The 19,452-nt window shown below is 72.0% G+C and carries 21 protein-coding genes; 13 read left to right on the top strand and 8 right to left on the bottom strand.

The window, feature by feature from the left end; genetic code table 11:
• Positions 1–24: 24 nt before the first annotated feature.
• A complete protein-coding gene (locus tag IF22_RS0113070; RefSeq protein ID WP_030331656.1) occupies positions 25–1,332 on the top strand; it encodes a glycosyltransferase family 4 protein in 1,308 nt (435 codons plus the stop codon).
• Positions 1,333–1,480: 148 nt separating this feature from the next.
• Here the strand turns inward: IF22_RS0113070 and IF22_RS0113065 are convergent, their stop codons facing one another.
• From IF22_RS0113065 to IF22_RS0113045, 5 genes are all read right to left on the bottom strand, one after another.
• On the bottom strand, positions 1,481–2,203 hold the full coding sequence (locus tag IF22_RS0113065; protein WP_030331654.1) for a CDP-alcohol phosphatidyltransferase family protein: 723 nt from the start codon (positions 2,201–2,203) through the stop codon (positions 1,481–1,483).
• A complete protein-coding gene (locus IF22_RS0113060) occupies positions 2,178–3,245 on the bottom strand; it encodes an iron-containing alcohol dehydrogenase family protein (RefSeq protein ID WP_030331652.1) in 1,068 nt (355 codons plus the stop codon). Before IF22_RS0113060 ends, IF22_RS0113065 begins: the two co-directional genes overlap by 26 nt.
• On the bottom strand, positions 3,233–3,964 hold the full coding sequence (locus IF22_RS0113055) for a phosphocholine cytidylyltransferase family protein (RefSeq protein WP_030331650.1): 732 nt from the start codon (positions 3,962–3,964) through the stop codon (positions 3,233–3,235). The genes IF22_RS0113060 and IF22_RS0113055 overlap by 13 nt, the downstream gene beginning before the upstream one ends.
• Before the next feature lie 77 nt (positions 3,965–4,041).
• Positions 4,042–4,809, bottom strand: coding sequence for a helix-turn-helix domain-containing protein (locus tag IF22_RS0113050; protein WP_030331648.1), 768 nt, complete (start codon positions 4,807–4,809; stop codon positions 4,042–4,044).
• Positions 4,806–5,258 (bottom strand): NUDIX hydrolase, encoded by a 453-nt coding sequence (locus IF22_RS0113045; RefSeq protein ID WP_030331646.1) that lies wholly within the window; start codon positions 5,256–5,258, stop codon positions 4,806–4,808. Before IF22_RS0113045 ends, IF22_RS0113050 begins: the two co-directional genes overlap by 4 nt.
• Positions 5,259–5,367: 109 nt before the next feature.
• Between IF22_RS0113045 and IF22_RS0113040 the strand changes: the two genes are divergently transcribed.
• The 4 genes from IF22_RS0113040 to corA all read left to right on the top strand — a co-directional run bounded on the left by IF22_RS0113040 (position 5,368) and on the right by corA (position 8,979).
• Positions 5,368–5,760: a CBS domain-containing protein gene (locus IF22_RS0113040; protein ID WP_030331644.1), complete on the top strand. Its 393-nt coding sequence runs from the start codon at positions 5,368–5,370 to the stop codon at positions 5,758–5,760.
• Between the two features lie 84 nt (positions 5,761–5,844).
• A complete protein-coding gene (locus IF22_RS0113035; RefSeq protein ID WP_030331643.1) occupies positions 5,845–6,303 on the top strand; it encodes an ester cyclase in 459 nt (152 codons plus the stop codon).
• A gap of 106 nt (positions 6,304–6,409) precedes the next feature.
• The gene (locus tag IF22_RS0113030; protein ID WP_030331641.1) at positions 6,410–7,504 is read left to right on the top strand and encodes an aminotransferase-like domain-containing protein; all 1,095 of its coding nucleotides are present in this window, start codon (positions 6,410–6,412) and stop codon (positions 7,502–7,504) included.
• Positions 7,505–7,830: 326 nt separating this feature from the next.
• Positions 7,831–8,979 (top strand): magnesium/cobalt transporter CorA, encoded by a 1,149-nt coding sequence (corA, locus tag IF22_RS0113025; protein ID WP_030331639.1) that lies wholly within the window; start codon positions 7,831–7,833, stop codon positions 8,977–8,979.
• A gap of 66 nt (positions 8,980–9,045) precedes the next feature.
• On the opposite strand, the gene IF22_RS0113020 is transcribed toward corA, so the two are convergent.
• Positions 9,046–9,825 (bottom strand): hypothetical protein, encoded by a 780-nt coding sequence (locus IF22_RS0113020; RefSeq protein ID WP_030331637.1) that lies wholly within the window; start codon positions 9,823–9,825, stop codon positions 9,046–9,048.
• 84 nt (positions 9,826–9,909) lie between these two features.
• On the opposite strand from IF22_RS0113020, the gene IF22_RS0113015 reads away from it, so the two are divergent.
• Entirely contained in the window at positions 9,910–10,440 is a 531-nt protein-coding gene (locus IF22_RS0113015) for a peptidylprolyl isomerase (RefSeq protein ID WP_030331635.1), read from the top strand.
• 88 nt (positions 10,441–10,528) lie between these two features.
• Positions 10,529–11,440: a rhomboid family intramembrane serine protease gene (locus IF22_RS0113010; protein WP_030331633.1), complete on the top strand. Its 912-nt coding sequence runs from the start codon at positions 10,529–10,531 to the stop codon at positions 11,438–11,440.
• Positions 11,441–11,444: 4 nt separating this feature from the next.
• Here the strand turns inward: IF22_RS0113010 and IF22_RS0113005 are convergent, their stop codons facing one another.
• Positions 11,445–11,873 (bottom strand): PH domain-containing protein, encoded by a 429-nt coding sequence (locus tag IF22_RS0113005; RefSeq protein ID WP_030331632.1) that lies wholly within the window; start codon positions 11,871–11,873, stop codon positions 11,445–11,447.
• Positions 11,874–11,971: 98 nt separating this feature from the next.
• Between IF22_RS0113005 and IF22_RS0113000 the strand changes: the two genes are divergently transcribed.
• From IF22_RS0113000 to IF22_RS0112975, 6 genes are all read left to right on the top strand, one after another.
• Positions 11,972–13,144, top strand: a complete 1,173-nt coding sequence (locus IF22_RS0113000; RefSeq protein WP_030331630.1) for a thiolase family protein — start codon at positions 11,972–11,974, stop codon at positions 13,142–13,144.
• Positions 13,145–13,199: 55 nt separating this feature from the next.
• Positions 13,200–14,213, top strand: coding sequence for an aminoglycoside phosphotransferase family protein (locus tag IF22_RS0112995; protein ID WP_030331629.1), 1,014 nt, complete (start codon positions 13,200–13,202; stop codon positions 14,211–14,213).
• A 111-nt stretch (positions 14,214–14,324) separates the two neighbouring features.
• On the top strand, positions 14,325–14,831 hold the full coding sequence (locus IF22_RS0112990; RefSeq protein WP_030331626.1) for a hypothetical protein: 507 nt from the start codon (positions 14,325–14,327) through the stop codon (positions 14,829–14,831).
• A 90-nt stretch (positions 14,832–14,921) separates the two neighbouring features.
• Positions 14,922–15,614 carry a response regulator transcription factor gene (locus IF22_RS0112985; protein WP_030331624.1) on the top strand — a complete coding sequence of 231 codons (693 nt, stop codon included), beginning with the start codon at positions 14,922–14,924 and terminating at the stop codon, positions 15,612–15,614.
• Positions 15,607–17,073 (top strand): sensor histidine kinase, encoded by a 1,467-nt coding sequence (locus IF22_RS0112980; RefSeq protein ID WP_030331622.1) that lies wholly within the window; start codon positions 15,607–15,609, stop codon positions 17,071–17,073. Before IF22_RS0112985 ends, IF22_RS0112980 begins: the two co-directional genes overlap by 8 nt.
• A gap of 56 nt (positions 17,074–17,129) precedes the next feature.
• Positions 17,130–17,729, top strand: a complete 600-nt coding sequence (locus tag IF22_RS0112975) for a hypothetical protein (RefSeq protein ID WP_030331620.1) — start codon at positions 17,130–17,132, stop codon at positions 17,727–17,729.
• Positions 17,730–17,769: 40 nt separating this feature from the next.
• On the opposite strand, the gene IF22_RS0112970 is transcribed toward IF22_RS0112975, so the two are convergent.
• Positions 17,770–19,371 carry a ricin-type beta-trefoil lectin domain protein gene (locus IF22_RS0112970; RefSeq protein WP_030331618.1) on the bottom strand — a complete coding sequence of 534 codons (1,602 nt, stop codon included), beginning with the start codon at positions 19,369–19,371 and terminating at the stop codon, positions 17,770–17,772.
• Positions 19,372–19,452: the final 81 nt, after the last annotated feature.

The raw sequence follows: 19,452 nt of genomic DNA, 5'->3' as shown, positions 1-19,452 counted from the left end.
GACCCAACGGTAGCCTTCTTTCCCGTGAGAATCGTGGTGGCGCACAACCGGTACCGGGAAGCCCAGCCCTCCGGTGAGAACACGATCGTCGACTCGGAGATCGCTCAGCTCACCGCCGCTGGCGTCGAGGTGCTGCCCTTCATCCGCAGTTCGGACGAGATCCCGTCGATGTCGAAGGCGGCCAAGGCCCTGCTGCCGATCTCGCCGATCTGGGCTCCGCGCGCCCAGCACGACCTGAGCCGCCTGCTCACCGAGCACCGGCCGGACGTTCTGCACCTGCACAACCCGTACCCCCTGCTCTCGCCCTGGGTGGTGCGGACCGCGCACCGACACGGCGTGCCGGTGGTGCAGACGGTGCACAACTACCGGCAGGTCTGCTCCTCGGGGATCTACTTCCGCGACGGGGTGATCTGTCAGGACTGCAAGGGTCGGGCGTTGGGGGTGCCGGCGATCAAGCACCGCTGCTACCGCGACTCGGCGGTGCAGAGCGCGCTGATGGCGACCACCCTGGCCGTGCACCGGGGCACCTGGCGCTCGGTGGACCGGTACATCGCGCTCACCTCGGCGATCGCCGACCACCTGCGCGACTACGGCATCCCGGACGAGCGCATCGTGGTGAAGCCGAACTCCGTACCCGACCCGGGTCGGCCGGCGCCGCTCGGTGACGGGTTCCTCTACATGGCCCGGCTCTCCCCGGAGAAGGGCGTCGACCTGCTGCTGGGCGCCTGGCGTCGGCACCCGGTGGGCTCGCTGGGCACGCTGCGGGTGGCCGGCGACGGCGAGTTGCGCCACCTGGTGGAGGCAGCCGCCGCCGAGCGGCCCGACGTGGTCTACCTCGGTCAGCTCGACCGGGCCGGCGTGCGGGCCGCGGTCGAGGCGAGCGCTGTGGTGATCGCCGCCGCGATGTGGCACGACGTGCTGCCCACCGTGATCATCGAGGCGATGGCGAGCGGCCGGCCGGTGCTCGGTACGGCGTTGGGTGGCATTCCGTACCTGGTCGGGGCCGACGCCCCGCACGAGCCCGCCGGCACCGGCCCGGCCGCCGTCGCCTCAACGGTCGCCTCACCTGTCGCGTCCGAGGTCGCCTCGCCGATCGCCCCCGGGGTCGGGCGGTCGGCGATGCCGGCCGGTATCGCTCAGGGCGAGGCCGGTTGGGTGGTCGCGCCGGAGCCAGCCGCGCTCGCAGCCGCCCTGCCGGTCGCCCGCGCCGGTGCGCCCGGACTGGCCTCGGCCGCCCGCGCCCGCTACGAGCGCACCTTCCACCCCGACGTCGTCACCAAGCGGCTCATCGACATCTACGCGGGCCTGTCCCGTGCCCCCCACCACGTCTGAACCCGCGCCGCTCGCCGCCCCGCCGCCGGTGTGAGGCAGCAACTTCAGGGTTGTTGCGGTGTGCCGGCGGCTGGAGGCAGCAACATCAGGGAAGTTGTGTGGATCTTGGAGCGGGGCGGGGCGGATGCCCGGCCGGGGGGCGGGGCGGTCAGCGTAGCGAGGCGCGGGCGGAGAAGGCGATGCTGGCCAGCAGGAAACCGCCGTTGACGATGGTGAAGGCGATCATCACCCAGAGGGCCAGCGCGGGGGCCACCGCGAGCACCAGGGCGGCCACGAAGATCACCGCGCCGTAGTCGCGGACCAGCTTCACCAGGCGCACCGGCAGCGAGGTCGAGGTGACCATGCTGGCCGCGTTCGGGCCGGCCTGCATCACCGACGTGACCAGGTTGACCATCCAGGTGCCGGCGAAGGCCGCCACCAGCCAGGTCGGCGTGGACGGCTGCTGCGCCACGGCGGTGGCGGCCAGGGCGGCCACCAGGGCGATCTGCGCGGCCACGTCGCAGAGCACGTCGACCCGGGCGCCGGCCGCGCTGCCCTGGCCGGTCACCCGGGCCAGCTGCCCGTCCGCGCAGTCCAGTGAGTACGCCACCTGCCAGCCGATCAGGGCGAGCAGACCAACCAGCCAGGCCGGTACGTCCCCGGCGGCGACCGGGCCGGCGAGCGCCACCACGGTGACCGAGGTGGCCAGTCCGAGCACCAGGTTGGTGATGGTCAACGCTGTCGGTCGCAGCCCGAGCCGCTGGGCTACCAGCGCGAAGACGGCCCCCAGCCACTGGCTGATCGACTCGCTGAACAGGCCGCCACCCCGGTTGACCCGGTGGAAGTCGGCGATGGTGGGACGGGGGTCAGCCAAGCTGGTCGCGGATTGCACCGGCGTAGTCTGCCAGCCGTTCCCGGGTCTCGGTAGGCGACAGCGCCAGGTGTTCGAGGATGGTGTACCGGTCCGGGCGGGTACGCGGCGCGAACTGCACCGCCTCGATGAACTGGTCGTCGGTGAGCGCCACCTCGGCGGGGAGCCGGGGCAGACCGTGTCGGGCCAGGCAGGCAGACATCTCGCCGAAGCGGCGGAGGTCTCCGCGCAGCCAGGTGCAGAACAGCGCGCCCAGCCCGGCCAGCTCGCCGTGCGAGGCGGTGCCGGGAAAGAGCGAGTCGACAGCGTGCATGATCTCGTGGCAGCCGCCGCTGCACGGGCGGCTGGTGCCGTCGACAGCCATCGCCAGGCCGCTGGAGATCAACGCCTCGGCGAGGACGATCACGAAGGCGTCGTCGCTCATGTCGCCCGGGTGGTTGAGCACCGCTTCGGCGCCCGCCCGCGAGAGCGAGGCGGCCAGCCCGTCGACCGGCTCACCGCGTACCTGCCGGGACAGCTCCCAGTCGGCCAGCGCGCTGATGTTGCTGATCACGTCGCCGATGCCGGCCCGGTTGTGCCGGTCCGGGCCGCTGTCCACGAAGTCCAGGTCGACGATCACCCCGATCGGGATGTGCACGCCGTAGGAGCCCTTGATCCCGTCGGTGATCAGGCTGGCCACCGGGGAGGCGATCCCGTCGTTGGCGAGGCTGGTCGCCACCGACACCATCGGCAGCCCGCGACGGGTGGCCGCGTACTTGGCCACGTCGATGGTCTTGCCGCCGCCGATGCCGACGACCGCGTCGTACGACCGGGCGCGGAGCTTGCCGCCCAGGTCGTCGGCGGCGTCCAAGGTCCCGCCGGAGACGGTGAAGACGTCCGCCGAGCGCAGCGACGGTCGGATCAGCTCCGCGATCTGGGCACCCTGACCCGGACCGACCACCACCGCGACGTCGCCCCCGGAGGAGATCCGCCCGTCGGCCAGGATCGCGCCCAGGTCGGCGACCGCCCCGCGTCGCACGTCGATGTGCAGCGGGGTGAGGACGCTACGAGCTAGTAGCGGCACGCGATCTCCCGCGCGCGGGCCAGGTCGGCGTGGTTGTCGACCTCGACCCACGGGACGTCACCGATCGGCGCCGCCCGCACCTCCCCGCCCCGGTCGGAGAACTCCTGGTAGCCGTCCTCGTAGTAGAGGTTCGGATCCCGTCGCCAGGTGGCCTCCAGCGCGTCGGCGAGGGCGTCGGCGACCTGCGGCTCGATCAGCGTCGCGCCGATGTACTCCCCGTACGCCTCGCCCGGATCCATGATCTTGGTGATCCGGGTGAGCTGGCCGGCGGCGTCGAAGGTGGTCTTCATCTCCTCCTCGGCCAGCGGCTTGAGGGTGTCCACGGCGAGCAGGATGCCCGGACCACGCTCGGCGAGCAGGGTCTTCTCCACGCTCACCGGGTGCACGGTGTCCCCGTTGACCAGCAGCACCCCGCGCGCGAAGTACTCCCGGGCCAGCCAGAGCGAGTAGGCGTTGTTCCACTCCTCGGCCTTGTCGTTGTGCACCAGGGTGAGCGTGACCCCGTACCGCTTCTCCAGGTCGGCCTGCCGGTCGCGGACCGCGTCCGCCGCGTAGCCGACGACGATCACGATGTCGGTGAGCCCGACCTCGGCGAGGTTGCCCAGCGCGATGTCCAGGATCGTCGTCTCGCCGTCCACCGGCACCAACGCCTTGGGCAGGGTGTCGGTGTACGGGCGCAGCCGTCGTCCCGCGCCGGCCGCGAGCACCATTCCGATCATCGCGACATCCTCCCTCGTCCTGCTCCGGTCACCGCTGGAGGATAGCCCCGGCCGGGTGCGTCGCTCCGGCCAACCGGTCAGCCGGGCAACGCCGCCAGGTCGGCGAGCATGGTCAGGCGCTCCTCCGCGCCGAGCGTGGCGTACGGGCCGGCGGCCCGCCGGTCGGTCTCCAGTTCGATGGCGAGCCGTTCGGGGCCGGGCGGCAGGGCGGCGATGCTCGACGCGGTGTGCCCGGCGGCGGCCCAGGCGGCGGCGTGCGCGTCGGCCCGGTGGTGTCGCAGCGCGCCGAGCCGGTTGAGCAGCAGTACGCCCGACGGGGTGCCGTCCGGTTCGTACGGGGGCGCCAGCGCGGCGAAGGCCGACCCGCCCCGGTCCTCTTCCTCGTCGGCCAGCACCAGGGCGTACGACAGCAGTCGGCCGAGCACGGCGACCAGTCGGGCCACCCGGTCGTCGTGACCGGCCCACAGCTCCTCGGTGACCTCGGCGTGCACCTGGTAGAGCTCGGCGAGGAAGGCGGCGCCGCGTTCGGTGGCGGAGAGGGTGCCGTCCGGGCTGCGGTAGATCATCCCGTGGGCCACCTGCTTGTCCACGGCTCGCCGGCAGACGACCGGGTCGTGGTAGCGGGTGATCGCCGCGAACCCGGGCCCGTCGACGGTGCCACCGGGTGCGGCCAGTCGGGTGCGCAGGTCGACCAGGAAGCCGGTCGCCGTGACCCCGCCGTAGCGCTGGGACAGTTCGGCGCCACCACCGTCCCGGCCGGCCAGCATGCCGGCGCGGAAGGTCCGGTCCACCGCCGGTGCGAGCAGCCCGGCGATCCGGTGGGGCGCCAGCGCGACGGTGTTCACAGACCGATCGACCGGAGGACGGCGAAGCCCTCCTCGGCGATCCGCCGGATCAGCCCGTCGTTGACGTCGCGGTGCTCGTCGAGCACTGTCAGCTCGTGCTCGGCCAGCCAGCGGTACTCGGTGTGCTTACCGGCTTCCAACCTCGGGCGGTCGAGGTCACCGTCGACGCGGACCAGAAAGTCGTGCTCGGTCCGGGCCAGGCCGTCGTCGCCGACGTAGCTGTACTCGCCCACCTGGCCCAGGACGTGCGAGAGGACCCAACCGGTCTCCTCGGTGATCTCCCGGCGGAGCGCCTCGTCGATGTCCTCGCCCGGCTCCAGGTGGCCGCCGACGATGTCCCAGCAGTTGGGGAACAGGCGTCGGTGTGGTGAGCGGCGCTGGAAGAAGATGCGGCCGTCATGGTCGACGATCAGCGCGCCGGCGCAGCGCAGGGGCTCGGTGGACACCATCCGACAGTAGCCAGCGTCCGCAGCTTGTGCGATGCCGCTCTTGTCCCGGAAACATCCACCGACCACCATGTCTGTACCGAATGCCACCGTCCCAAAGGAGTGATGCGTGATGCAGGTACGGGATGCGATGTCCAGCCAGGTCCTCGTCGTCGGTCCGGAGCACACGCTCCGCCAGGCGGCCCGGATGATGTCGGCCCGTGGTGTCGGGTCGGCGGTCGTGATCGACCCGGATTCCGAGGGCGTGGGGATCATGACCGAACGCGACGTGTTGAAGGCCATCGGCGCCGGCCTGGACTGCGACGTGGAACGCACCGGTGCCCATCTGACCTGGGACGTTGTCTACGCGGGGCCGGAGTGGACAGTGGCCGAGGCCGCCGCCGCGATGGCCCGGGGCGGATTCCGGCACCTGGTGGTGCTGGACGGCCGGGAGGTCGCCGGCGTGATCTCGGTGCGGGACATCATGCGGGTCTGGTCGGAGAACCAGGCGGTCGCCACGACCTGACCGGGGGTGGTGTGCCGGGTCGGATCGATGGGTAGACATCCCCGTGCGGGCGAGGAAATGCCGTGGCCCGCGGGGGAGGTCCCGATGCGCGACGCGGAACGGCTGGTCGAGCAGCAGTACGCGATGCTTCTGCGTCGGGACGTGGCCCGGTTGCCGGATCTCTACGCACCGGAGGCGTTCTACGCCATGCCGGGCGTGACGGTCCGTCCGATCGAGCTGCCCGCGCTGCTGCGCACCTGGACCGGCGCCTTCGCGGATCTGCGGGTCGATCCCATGGGTTCGGTCCGCACCGGCGGGGGCGCGGCGGTCGAGCTGCGGCTGACCGGCACCCACACCGGCACCCTGCATTCCCCGTACGGCACTGTCGCTCCCACCGGCCGGGTGGTGAGCTGGGAGGTGGCCGACGTGGTCCGGGCCCGCAAGGGCCGGATCACCGCCTGGCGTTCCTACTTCGACTGGAGTCAGCTTCTCGACGCGCTCGGCGTGCAGCTGGGGGGACTTTCCCGGGCCGCGCAGCACGACGCGCTCGCCCTTCCGGTCTGATCTGCCGCCGACCGGTCCAGCGGGGTCACCCGACCCGGTGGCTCAGGATGCGGACATCGCCGTGCCGACCGCGCGTTCCCCGTCGCCGCCCGTACGCTCAACATCCATGACCGCCGAGCAGTTGATCTCCTTTGCCCGTGGGGCTCCCTCGCTGGACATCGTCGATGTCGAGGGGCTCAAGGCCGCCGCCGTCCGCGCCTTCGACGCCGACCCCGCGGGGGTGACGGCGTATGGCACCTCCGTCGGGTATCTCCCGCTGCGGAAGTGGATCGCCGAGAAGCACGGGGTCGAGGCCGACCAGGTGCTGGTCACCAACGGGTCTCTCCAGGCCGACGCGTTCCTCTTCGACCACCTGGTCCGCCCCGGCGACGCGGTGGTGGTGGAGCGCCCGACGTACGACCGGACGCTGCTCAACCTCCAGCGGATGGGCAGCGAGCTGCACGGCATCTCGGTCCAGCCGGATGGCCTGGACACTGCCGAGCTGCGCAAGCTCCTGGAGTCCGGGGTCCGGCCCCGACTCGCGCACGTCATCCCGAACTACCAGAACCCGGCCGGCATGACGTTGTCGCTGGAGAAGCGCCGGGAGCTGCTCGACCTGGCCGCCGAGTACGAGTTCACGATCTTCGAGGACGACCCGTACGCGGACATCCGCTTCCGTGGTGAGGCGTTGCCGTCGATGCTCTCGCTGGACACCCGCAACGTGGTGGTGCACGCGTCGAGCTTCACCAAGACGGTCTGCCCGGGTGTGCGGGTGGGTTACCTGGTCGGCCCGGCCGACCTGATCGCCGCCATCGCGAAGAACGCGACGAGCCTCTACATCTCCCCCGGGATGGTGTCCCAGGCGATCGTGCACCAGTTCTGCGTCTCCGGTGACATCGACCGCTCGATCGAGACGGTCCGGGCGGCGCTCGGCGAACGGGCCCAGGTGCTCGCCGAGTCGTTGCGCCGGCACCTGCCGCAGGCGCGGTTCGTGGAGCCCGACGGTGGCTACTTCCTGTGGGTGGAGTTCCCGCAGGACGTGTCTGTCGACCGGCTCGCCCCGGCGGCGGCCGAGCGCGGCGTCGCCGTGGTCAAGGGCAGCGACTTCATGGTGGACGGCGGGCGGCACGCGCTCCGGCTGGCCTTCTCGGCGGTGACCGCCGACCGGATCGACGAGGGCGTCCGGCGGCTCGCGGAGGCCGTCGAGGCCGTCCGGGACTGACATTATCTGTCGGGTTCCCGACAGAACGACGATGCCGGCCGTCCCGGGGCTCCCCTCCGGGCGGCCGGCTGACCCACAATGCTGCGAGCGTCACCCCGTCAGCTGCGGACATCACCGCCCGGCCCCCCGGGCCGGCCCCGCCCGGGTGGACGCGGCAGCACAACCTCCCGCCCCCACAGGTGCCGGGCGGGCCGTGTCGTCCCCCGCACACCCCCCGATGCGGCCCGGCCCGCCCGGCGCCGCCCCCCACGCGACCGCCGTCACACCGGTCCTCGACGCCGGTCGGCGTAGCCTGCAAGCCGCAGCTGAGCGCGGGAGGTGACGCGATGACGGATCGGACAGAGCGGGACCGGACGGCACCGTCGACCACCGGTCGGGTGCTACGACCTCGGGCGTGGCCCTCCCCGGTGCGGGCGATGACCCGCATCCTCAACGCCGACGGCTCGGCGCCCGCCCCGACCCCGACCGGCCCCGGCCGCAGCGCGGTGGTCGACTGCGCGCTCTACGTCGACGGCAAACGGCAGCCCGGCGACTGGACGTACGCGGATGCGCTGGCCGCGGCCCGCCGCGAGGAGCACGGCTTCGTCTGGATCGGCCTGCACCAGCCGGAGCTGGCCGAGATGACCGCCATCGCGGAGACGTACGGCCTGCACGAGTTGGCGGTCGAGGACGCGGTCAAGGCCGAGCAGCGCCCCAAGCTGGAGCGGTTCGGCGACGTCGTCTTCCTGGTGCTGCGTACCGCCCGGTACTGCGAGCACACCGAGCTGACCGAGAACTCCGAGGTGGTGGAGACCGGGCAGGTGATGCTCTTCATCGGCCCGAACTTCGTGATCAGCGTCCGGCACGGGGACGCCTGCCGACTCGCCCCGATCCGCGCCGACCTGGAGACCAAGCAGGAGTTGCTGCTGCACGGCCCGTGGGCGGTGGCGTACGGGGTGACCGACCGGGTGGTCGACCTCTACCTGGAGGTGGCCGAGCAGATCGAGGACGACCTGGACGTGCTGGAGGCGGAGGTCTTCGATCGGCACGGCCACGGCCGGATCCAGCGGATCTACCAGATGAAGCGGGAGCTGGTGGAGTTCAAGCGGGCGGTGGTGCCGCTGCAACGGCCGCTGATGACGCTGACCTCGCAGGTCAACCGGGACGTGCCCAAGGAGATCCGCAAGTACTTCCGGGACGTGCAGGACCACCTCAGCCGCACCGTGGAACAGGTGAACTCCTACGACGACCTGCTGAACTCGATCCTCCAGGCGCGGCTGGCCCAGGTCACCGTCGACCAGAACAACGACATGCGCAAGATCGCCGCCTGGGCGGCCATCGCCGCGGTGTGGACCTCCATCGCCGGCGTCGAAGGCATGAACTTCGACAACATGCCCGAGCTGAAGATGACGTACGGCTATCCCGTCGTCCTGGCCCTCATGCTCGGCGTCTCGCTGGCCCTCTACCGTTGGTTCCGCCGCAACGGCTGGCTCTGACCGTGACGCGGAAGCGCCGACGAGCGGGGGGACCACTCGTCGGCGCTTCACGCGCTGTCGCTGACCTCAGCGGCGGCCGTTGGTGCGGGCAGTGTCCTTGCCCAGCGCTTTGGTGAGGTCGTCGGTCGGCCGGCCGGAGACGTCAGTGGCGCCCTCGGCGACCGACGGGACCTTGTCGGTCGGGCGGACACCGGTCTGCTTGGCCGGGGCGGTGGTGCTGGCGCTGGAACCGCCGGCCACCGCCGAGCTGCCCGCGCCGGTCATCCCCGCCGCGCCGGAGATGGCGGAACCGTCCGACCCCTTGGCGGCGGACGGCGTACGGACCTCGATCGAGTCGACCTCGTCGCGCATCGGCTCCAGGGTGCTGCGGGTCGGGTCGTACTCGGCCCACTCCTGCTGCTCCCGGCGGCGGCGCAACGCGACCGCGCCGGCCAGGCCGGCGATGGCACCCGCCGCCAACAGGCCGGTCATCATCGAGCCGCGACGACGCGGCTGCTTCTTCTTACCGGTGATCCGCATGGTCTTCGACTTGGCCTTCCTGGTCAGCGGCCCTGCCTGAGCGGCGCCGTCACGAGCTGCCGCCGCCAGCGGTGCCAGCGTGGTGAGAGTCGTGCCCCAGCCGGTCGCCGCGCGGTCGCGTACCTTCACCGCGGTCGGCCCGACGTAGCCCCGGGCCACCTGGACCCGCGGGCCGACGGTCGCGCCGGCGCCCTTCGCGGCGTGGTTGGCTGCCTGCATCAGGTGGCTGATGCTCTGGTTCAGCTCGGCCTTCGCCAACTGCGCCTGGGACTGCCGCCGCCCGAATCCAAACACGGTCCTACCTCCTGGGAGTTGTTCCTTCGTCATCCTCCACCTTCGGATGCCTCCGCGATGCCAGATCGGGCACATGGGAGGATCCGCATGGAACTGACCAACGAGTGAGGAGTACCCGTGGCCGAGGCTGTCTACGCCACCCTGCACACCAACGCTGGCCCGATCCGGCTGGAGCTCTTCCCCAACCACGCGCCGAAGACCGTCCGCAACTTCGTCGACCTGGCCGAGGGCAACCGTGAGTACACCGACCCGCGCACCGGTCAGCCGGGCAACGGTCCGTACTACGACGGCACCATCTCGCACCGGGTGATCAGCGGTTTCATGGTCCAGATGGGCGACCCGACCGGCACCGGTCGGGGCGGGCCGGGCTACAAGTTCGCCGACGAGTTCCACCCGGAGCTGCGGTTCGACCGTCCCTACCTGCTGGCGATGGCGAACGCCGGACCGGGCACCAACGGTTCGCAGTTCTTCATCACCGTGTCCCCGACGCCGCACCTCAACAACCGGCACACCATCTTCGGCCAGGTCGCCGACGAGGAGTCGGTGAAGGTCGTGGACTCGATCGCGAACACCCCGACCGGCCCGAGCGACCGTCCGCTCCAGGACGTCGTCATCGAGCGGGTCGAGATCGAGCGGTCTGCTTCCTGAGCGACCGGCGAGGTACCTTTGCTCGCATGATTGAGCGCTCCGGAGCATGGCCGGTGGACCGCGCGGCGGCGGACGGAGGGTCGGCCCGGTGAGCGAGTCGCCACCGACCACCCCGGTCTGCTACCGGCACCCCGGTCGGGAGACCTACGTCCGCTGCACCCGCTGCGACCGGCCGATCTGCCCGGACTGCATGCGGGAGGCCTCGGTCGGGCACCAGTGCCCGGAGTGCGTCAACGAGGGGCGTCGCAGTGTCCGGCCGGCGCGTACCGCCTTCGGCGGCGGTACGGCCGGCCGGCACGGCTATGTCACCAAGGGCCTCATCGCCCTGAACGTGCTGCTCATGCTGCTCTCCATCGCCTCGGACCGGGGTGGGGACGCGGCGGTGGGCGGTTCCGGCTTCGGCGGCCTCATGGGTGGCAGCACCCCGCTGACCAACTGGGGTTCGGTGCTCGGGCTGGCGTTCTTCCCGGACGGCACGCTCGGTGGCATCGCCGACGGCGAGTGGTACCGGCTGGTCACCGCGATGTTCCTGCACTACGGCGTAATCCACCTGCTGCTGAACATGTGGGCGCTGTGGGTGCTCGGCCGGTCGTTGGAGGCCAACCTCGGGCCGCTGCGCTTCGGCGCGTTGTACCTGATCGCGGGCTTGGGCGGTAACGTCGCCGCCTACCTGTTCAGCGCGCAGAACTCGGCCACGGCCGGCGCGTCGACGGCGGTCTTCGGCCTCTTCGCCGCGCTGATCATCATCGAACGCAAGCTGGGTCGGGACATCTCTCAGGTGATCCCGATCCTGGTGATCAACCTGGTGTTCACGCTGACCGTGCCGGGCATCTCGATCCCCGGGCACCTGGGCGGGCTGGCGGTCGGCGCGTTGATGGCGTTGGTGCTCGCGTACGCGCCGCGTGGTCGGCGGACGCTGGTGCAGGTCGCCGGTGGGGCGATCATCCTGGCGGTGCTGCTCGCGCTGGTCCTCTTCCGCACCGCCCAACTGCTCAGCTGACAGATCAGCTGACCGGGCGGGCGGCCCGCAGGGCGGCGGCCACCTCTTCCGGGGTGGCCCCCAGGTCGTAGCGGCCGAACAGGTGCAGCGAGTTGCCCGCGTCGATCTCCAGGGTCTCGCTGGTCAGCCCCAGCCGGGGTCGTCGGTCGACGGCGATGGCCTCGACCGCCGACCAGGGCAGCAGCCGCCGCCCGGCGAAGCCGTGGATGACGGTGAGCCCCGCCGGGTCGACCGCCAACCGGACCGGCGCGACCAGGTCACGTACCGCCCAGCCGGCCAGCGCCGCGGCGGCCAGGGCGGCCACCGTCAGGCGGACCGGGTCACCGTCGGCGAAGAGCAACCCGAGCGCGACGAGCAGGACGGCACCGGCCAGCTTCGCCGCCGGGAGGGTCGACGGCACTCGCCACTGTCGTACCGGGGAGGTCTCATCCACCCGCCCAGCATGCCAGCGGTGGTCGGGTACCGCCTGGGCGGACGACCCGCCGATTGACGACGTAGGATCGGGGCAGCCCAAGTTACCGGGGAGTAAACATGAGTGACGCGGTCATCGTCGGCGCGGTTCGTACCCCGGTCGGGCGGCGCAAGGGCAGCCTCGCCAGCGTCCACCCCGTCGACCTCTCGGCGCACGTCCTGCGCGCCCTCGCCGAGCGCACCGGGCTCGACCCGGCCCAGGTCGACGACGTCTTCTGGGGCTGCGTGTCGCAGGTCGGCGAGCAGTCGTGGAACATCGCCCGCAACGCCGTGCTCGCCGCCGGCTGGCCCGAGTCGGTGCCCGGCACCACACTGGACCGGCAGTGCGGCTCCAGCCAGCAGGCCCTGCACTTCGCCGCCGCGACGGTGCTCTCCGGCCAGGCCGACCTGGTGGTCGCCGGTGGAGTCGAGTCGATGACCCGGGTGCCGATGGGCTCCAGCGTGGCCGGCGGCATGCCGTTCAGTGACCAGTTGCGCGCCCGCTACCGGGGCGTCGAGGGCTTCGCCGACGACGCGCCGCTGCCGTTCAACCAGGGGGTCGGGGCCGAGCTGATCGCCCAGCGGTGGCGCCTCTCGCGTACCCAGCTCGACGAGTTCGCGCTGGCCAGCCACGAGAAGGCGGCCGCCGCACAGGACGCCGGCGCGTTCGACCCGGAGCTGGCGGCGGTGCCGCTCGCCGACGGCGGCAAGTTCGCCGCCGACGAGGGCATCCGCCGGGAGACCTCCCTGGAGAAGCTGGGCGAGCTGGCGACTCCGTTCCGCGCCGACGGCGTGGTGACCGCCGGTTCCGCGTCCCAGATCTCCGATGGCGCCGCGGCCCTCGCGGTGACCACCTCCGACTGGGCCAGCCGGCACGGCCTTCGCCCACTGGCCCGGATCCACACCGCCGTGGTCGCCGCCGACGACCCGGTCACCATGCTCACCGCGCCCATCCCGGCCACCGCGAAGGCGCTGCGCCGCGCGGGGCTGGGCATCGAGGAGATCGGGGTGTACGAGGTGAACGAGGCGTTCGCGCCGGTGCCGCTGGCCTGGCTGGCGGAGACCGAGGCCGACCCGGAGCGGCTCAACCCGCGCGGCGGGGCGATCGCCCTCGGTCATCCGCTCGGCGGCTCCGGTGCCCGGATCATGACCACCATGCTCCAGCACATGCGCGACAACGGGATCCGCTACGGCCTGCAGACCATGTGCGAGGGCGGTGGCATGGCCAACGCCACCATCGTCGAGCTGGTCTGACTCGCGGTCGGAAAAGACGTGGCCCCGGCCGGGAGGGCCACCTAGGGTGCCCGGTGTGACGACGATCCCCGGTGAGCGCGCCCCCGACTGGTCCGACGAACGGTGGCAGATGCGGGCCCGCTCCTGGGTCGACGCGCAGCTGAGCCGGGCCGGTCGCCGGGTGACCGGGCTGGTGGAGCCTCGGGAGCGGCCCTGGTCGCTGGTCTGGCGGGTGCCCACCGACGACGGCCCGGTCTGGTTCAAGGCCAACAACCCCGGCACCGTGCACGAGGCGGTCCTGATCACGGCGCTCGCCGAGTTGACGCCCGACCGGGTGCTGACGCCGATAGCTGTGGACCCGGAGCAGGGCTGGTCGCTGCTGCCCGACGGCGGCGAGTCGTTGCGCGACGTGCTGGCGCGCGACAGTGATCTGGCGCACTGGGAGCGGGCGCTGCCCGGGTACGCGGCGCTGCAACTGGCGAGCGCCCCGCACGCCGACGAGCTGGTCGCCCGGGGCGTGCCGGACCAGCGGCCGGAGGTGCTGGCCGACCTCTTCGTCGAGCTGCTCGACGACCGCGAGGCGTTACTGATCGGTGCCGAGGGCGGGCTCAGCCCGGAGACGCACGAGCGGTTGCGGGCCGAGGTGCCGTCGTACGCGCAGCGGTGCCGGCGGCTCGCCGACATCGGCATCCCGGCCACCGTGCAACACGACGACCTGCACGACGGCAACGTCTTCGCGGGTCGGGACGGCTACCGCTACTTCGACTGGGGCGACGCCTCGGTGGCGCACCCGTTCGGCACCTTGCTGGTGACCCTGCGTGCCGTCGCGGACGCCAGGAAGCTCGCCACCGACGACGCCCAACTGGTTCGGTTGCGAGACGCCTACCTGGAGGCGTGGACCGACCGGTACGACCGGCGGACCCTGGTGGAGGCCGCCGACCTCGCGATCGCCCTGGGGCCGGTGAGCCGGTCGCTCTCCTGGCGTCGCGCGCTGGACACGGCGGCGGAGTCCCGCGCCGAGTACGCCGCCGCTGTCCCGGGCTGGCTGGAGGAGCTGTTCGCCGCCAGTCCACTTCAGCCCACCGTCTGACCACTACCCGTCCGAGTCGAAAATCGGACAGGCAGTGCGACTGGCGGCGTGGAACTTCCAAAAAAGCTCCGTGACCCACGTCACCCCGCTGGGGACGTCGTTGGGCAGGTCATGGACGTCTTCTCCCGAACGTTCCTTCCGGCCGCCGCCGAGGCTGGCCTGGCCGTGCAGACGGTGAGCCGGCACATGCCGGTCTTCCGCCGCTGCGTCGGCTCCGGTGACGCCACCATCCTGGTCACCCGTTGCAGCCGCCCCGACCGCCCGGTCACCGGCGACTACCTGTTGCTGCTCACGCACCGCCGACTGGTGGTGACCCAGCAGACCCGCCTCCTGCACCGACTGCGCCTGCACCTCAACACCGAGCTCCGCGAGCTGAGCAACGTCACCTGGAGCCCGGACCCGCGGTTGCAGTCGGTCGAGATGGCGGCCACCGCGATCGACGGGATCCGTGAGCGGTTCCTGATCCGGACCAGCCACCCGAAGCAGGTCTGGCAGCTCGACGCGTTGCTCAACCAGGCGTTCCGGACCCGCCTGCGGCCAACCGGCGCGCGGGTCGTCGCCAGCATCGGTGACACGCCGGCCGCCGCGCGGCCCGGGATGTTCGCTCCGTCCTGGTGAGCTGACGCCCCGTCGGGCTTCGCACCGCCTTTACCGAACTCGAACACGCACCGATCGCACCCGGCCCACCGGGTCGGCAATCATGGGCCGGTGACCGCCGAAACGCCGCATCGCGGGCTCGTCCTCGTCGTGGAGGACGAGCCGGCCATCGCCGACCTGGTCCGGCTCTACCTCACCCGGGACGGGTTCGGCGTCCACCTGGAACGTGACGGCGAGGCCGGTCTGAGCGCGGCCCGCCGGTTGCGTCCGGTGGCCTGCGTGCTGGACATCGCGCTGCCGGGCCTCCCCGGCACCGAGATCTGCCGCCGGCTGCGCGAGGCCGGCGACTGGACTCCGGTCATCTTCCTCACCGCCCGGGACGACGAGGTGGACCGGATCATCGGCCTGGAGTTGGGTGCCGACGACTACGTCACCAAGCCGTTCAGCCCGCGGGAGCTGGTCGCCCGGGTGCGCGCCGTGCTGCGCCGGACCGCCGGTGGCCCGGAGGCCGCGAACCGGGCACGTGTCGTCGGCCCGGTGACGCTCGACCCGGCCCGCCGTACGGTCACCGCCGCCGGCGCCCCGGTGCAGCTCACCTCCACCGAGTTCGACCTGCTCGCCCACCTGATGGCCCGGCCCGGCCGGGTCTTCACCCGGGAGGAGCTGCTGGCCGGGGTCTGGGGGTACGCGGCGCACGCCGGCACCCGGACGGTGGACGTGCACGTCGCCCAGGTACGCGCGAAGCTCGGGCCGGCCAGCGTGATCCGCACCCATCGCGGGGTGGGGTACGCGGTCGATGCGTGATCACCCCGGGCACGTCGAGTCGCCGACCATGGCCCTGCCGGTGGTCGGCGCTACCCCACCCGCTGCACCGCGACGAGGCCGGTTCGGCCGTACGCTGACCGCCCGCGCGGTGCTCGTCACCTGTGCGGTGGCGCTGGTGTCGGTGCTGGTCACCGCCATCGTGGCGGTGCCGTTGGCGATCCGTGGCGTGCAGCGGGGCGAGCAGGAGGCGCTCGCCGCCCAGGCCCGGCTCGCCGCCGAGGTGCTGCGGACCCGCCTGGACCGGGGTCGCAGCGCCGACGAGGAACGGCTCATCCAGCAACTGCGCGACCAGGGCATCGACGCGTACCTGATCAGGCGCGGTGCCGCCGACCGGCCGGGCCTGCCTCCCCGGGTGGTGCAGCGGATCGGGCAGGGCCGCAACGTGTCGGCTCGCCGTTCGGTCAACGGTGAGTGGGCACTGGTCGAGGGTCGGGCGCTGGCCGGCGGCAACGGGGTGGTGCTCTCCCGCCCGTTGGCCACCGGGCTGTGGGCGCGCGTGCTGCTCAGTCTCTGGTTGCCGCTGCTGGCCGGGTTGACCGCCGGTGTGGTGGCCGGGCTGCTGCTGGCCCGCCGGCTGGCCCGGCCGATCCGTGTCGCGGCCACCGCCGCCGCCCGGCTGCGTGCGGGTGACCGCGCCGTCCGGGTGCCGGTCGAGCCGCCGGACGAGGTCGCCGACCTGGCCGAGGCGTTGAACGGGCTGGCTGCCGCGCTGGCCACCAGTGAGGGCCGGCAGCGGGAGTTCCTGCTCTCCGTCTCGCACGAGCTGCGCACCCCGCTGACAGCGATCCGGGGGTACGCCGAGGCGCTCGCCGACGGGGTGCTCGGTGCCGACGACACGGTGGACACCGGCCGGACGGTGCTGGCCGAGGCGCAGCACCTGGACCGGTTGATCGGTGATCTGCTGGCGCTGGCCCGGCTGGAGGCCGCCGACTTCCCCCTTGAACCGGTGCCGGTGGACCTGACCCAGTTGGCAGTGGACGCGGAGCCGACCTGGTCCGGTCGGTGCGCGGCGGTGGGCGTGCCGTTCCGGGTGGAGACGCCAGGTCGGCCGGTGCCCGGGTACACCGATCCGGGGAGGATCCGGCAGGTGCTGGACGGGTTGCTGGAGAACGCGCTGCGGGTCGTACCCCCGGGGTCGCCGGTGGTGCTCGCGGTCCGGTCGGCCGGCGCGGACCCGGCGCACGGCGGCGTGTTCGAGGTCCGCGACGGCGGGCCGGGCTTCACCGACGACGACCTGGCGGTGGCCTTCGAACGCGGTGCGCTGCACGAGCGGTACCGGGGCGTGCGCAAGGTGGGCAGCGGCCTGGGGTTGGCGCTGGCCGCCGGGCTGGTCCGCCGGTTGGGCGGGGAGATCACCGCGGGGCACGCGCCGGAGGGCGGTGCCGCCTTCACGGTCCGGCTGCCCGGTGATCCTTACCTGACCCGAACATCGGCTTGACGCTCCGCTCGTCGTTCCCAGGAAGGCTGAGGGCTCCACTGACGAGAGGGAGAGTCATGCCACGTTGGGGTATCGCCACCGGCACCACGGCACTGCTCGCGGCGGTCGCGCTCGGCGTCAGCGGCTGCGGCGCGGCCGAGGTGGCCAGCCAGCCCGCCCGGGACACCGCCGTCGAGGTCGCCGCCGCCATGGGAGTCGAGGGTCAGGCGCTGACCGCGATGGGCTTCGACGCCGACGACCTGGACGTACTGACCGTCGCCGCACCGGCCACCCCGACGCCGGGCGGATCCCCCGCCGCCCAGGAGAAGGGCCGGGAGAAGCGCGGCGAGGAGTGGCGCAAGCGGCGCCAGGCCCGCGTGCTGCTGCGGAAGAACACCCTGCACGGTGAGGCGGTGGTGAAGACGAAGGACGGCGGTACGCGGACCGTCGCCGTGCAGCGCGGTGAGGTGACGGCGATCGACGGCGACTCGATGACCGTCAAGTCCTCCGACGGCTTCACGATGACCTGGACCTTCGGCGATGACCTGCGGGTCGTCGAGCGGCGGGCCACCGTGCAGCCGAGCGAGGTCAAAGTCGGCGCGACGCTCGGCGTCGCCGGCGCCAAGGACGGCGACAAGGGCGTGGCCCGGCTGATCCTCGTTCCCCGCGCCAAGTGAGCGCAGGGGCCCTGGTCGACGCCAGGGCCCCTGCCCCCACTCAGTAGACGCGGGAGCCGATGAAGTCGTCGTGTCCGTAGCCGACCGGGTTCGCGGCGGTACGGGCTTCGAACGACCACTGCTGTCGGGTGCTGCTGGAGCAGGTCGCCAACCGCAGGCGGGAGCTGCCCAGCAACGGGTTGTCGAACGCCACGCAGAGGTTGCTCGCGGCGGCCGGCCTGATCTGGTTGCCGGAGAAGACGAACTGCTGCGCGCCGGTGCCGTTGCAGTCGTAGATGTTGACGGCGGTGCCGGCGGTCATCGAGCTGTTGGCGACGTCCAGGCACCGGTCGTGGGACAGCTCCGAGTGCAGGGACCGCCGGGTCGAGTCGTACCAGAAGCCCTGGTTGCGCCCGCCGTGGCAGGAGTACGGCTGCTGCACGGTGCCGTTGCGGGAGTCGTAGCCCTTGCCGTCGACGCAGGTGCCGGTGGCGAGGTTGCGCAACTGCTTGAACTCCAGCAGCCCCGGGTAGAGCACACCACTGCCGGTGCTGGCCGGGTCGACGCAGCTGGCCCGCGTCTGCCCGGAGTTCCAGAACTGGGTGATGCACTGGGCGAACATGCCGTGCCCACGGGCGTTGGGGTGGAACGACTGGCGGGCGGCGTTCTCGTTCCAGATGCCGACCTCGATGTACAGGCCGCGTACCGACGTGTTGTCGGTGCACACCTCGTGCCCGTGGAAGAGCCGGCTGGCGTCCAGGTAGCGGGTGCCGGTGTTCGCCGCGGCCGACCGCAGCGCCGACTCGAACATCGGCACCGCCTTGTTCCGGGCGAACGCCGCGTCGGCCAGGTAGAGCAGGCAGCCGCCGGCGTACCAGCCGGGGAAGTTGGGGTTGTCCTCGACGTCGGGGCTGCCGGGGCTCGGGTACGACATCAGCACCAGCTCGTAGTCCGAGCGCAGGTAGCCGGCCTTGGTCATGGTCTGCCGGATGTCGGTGAGCGCCGACTCCACCGCCTGTCGGCTGCCGTCGGTGCGGATCGTCCACTGGTCGGTGTAGGTGGGGTAGCAGGCGCCCTGGAAGAACACCCTGCGGACGGCGCAGTCGGTGGCGACCGGACCGAACTGGATGGTGCCGTCACCGTTCGCGCCGACCACCACCCAGATCAGCTTCACGTGCGTGTTGCGCGCCTTGATGCCCAGGTAGTCGCCCTGGTTCAGTTCGTTGTGCTGGGTGGGGCCGCCGGCGATCAGGTTCCAGGGGGTGGCACCGGAGCAGGCGATGTTGTACTGCGCGTCCGAGGTGATGCCGGTGCGGAACACCGCCTGGTCGTACGAGCGGTCGCACCAGTTGCCGTCCTGGTGGGTGCCGGGGACGTAGTTGCCGACCCCCTCACCGGAGATCTCGCTGTCACCCATGGTGATCAACGCGGTTCGGCGTTGTTCGATCGGGCGGATCGCGGGGCTGCCGTAGAGGGCGGTCGCCTCGGCGGCCCGGATGGCTTCGAGGTTGGCGGGGAGTGGTTGGACGGTCGGTCGGTCGGCGGCACTGGCGGGGGTGGCCGGTCCGGCGAGCATCGGTAGCACGAGAGCGGCGACGGCGACGGCGACGGTGATGGCCCGTCGTCGGGTCGCGCGTTCGGGCCTGGCGGGGATTGCAGGCATCGACGCACTCCTTTCGGCTCAATCGCGGGACGTCGATTGAGTTACCAGACGGTAACGTGCGGATCAACAGATGTGAATGCG

The organism is Micromonospora parva (assembly GCF_000718515.1).
In the GTDB taxonomy this organism is placed as follows: Bacteria; Actinomycetota; Actinomycetes; order Mycobacteriales; family Micromonosporaceae; genus Micromonospora; species Micromonospora parva.
This window is presented reverse-complemented; position numbering and strand designations above follow the sequence as displayed.